Source organism: Oleiphilus sp. HI0067 (assembly GCF_001635735.1).
Genome location: NZ_LWFI01001346.1, coordinates 1 through 740, shown reverse-complemented (window position 1 = coordinate 740; position 740 = coordinate 1). Strand labels below are relative to the sequence as shown.

Below are 740 nucleotides of genomic sequence, written 5' to 3'. Positions count from 1 at the left end.
AAAACACGAGCAGTATCTTTAACGGTTTCTTTTTCACCCATTTGCGAGCCGCCGCCTATATATGTGACATTCGCACCTTGATCAAAAGCAGCCACTTCAAAAGCGCATCGTGTGCGTGTTGATGCTTTTTCAAATATTAGGGCAACGTTTTTATTTCGGAGTGCTTGTGTTTCTGTGCCATCTTTTTTCGCCGCTTTTAACTCGGCAGATAGCTCAAGAAGATCTGCAATCTCTGCTTGAGAAAAATCCAGTAATTTAGTGAAACTACGTCCTTTAAGTGCGTCGCTCATGCATGCCTCCGCTGCGTGATTATTATTTGGTAGGCATGAGTAATATATCGCCTACTCGCAAAGCAGTTCATCATATCAGATATAAAAAGCAAGAGAAGTATAGCTCTTGGTTATTGCATTTTAGAGCTCGAGCTAGGGCCTGGGTTATTGCGTTGAGTGAAGAGACGACCTACATCTAATAATGCAGTTGCGTTTTGCTGTCAGACTACTTTGTGAGATCTATGTATGTAAATGATTGGGTGTCAGAAACAAAAACGCCTGCAAGGTAGCAGGCGTTTTTAGTGGCGAATATCTTAATTTGCATCAGTCATGATGTGACTATCAAAAGTACGCTCACAGTATTTGCACTTCATACGCACATCTTCTTGATCCACGATCACTTTAAAACTGCTGTTGACGGGCTCGCCATGGGTGATGCAGTTACTGTTCGGGCATTTGAATACGGATTCG

2 pseudogenes are annotated in these 740 nt (G+C 42.4%); both read right to left on the bottom strand.

Annotated features, from left to right (window positions below):
* Positions 1–290, bottom strand: a pseudogene (locus A3739_RS21390) (ornithine carbamoyltransferase subunit F); the annotation flags it as partial.
* A 293-nt stretch (positions 291–583) separates the two neighbouring features.
* Positions 584–740: pseudogene (locus A3739_RS31495) on the bottom strand (aspartate carbamoyltransferase regulatory subunit); the annotation flags it as partial.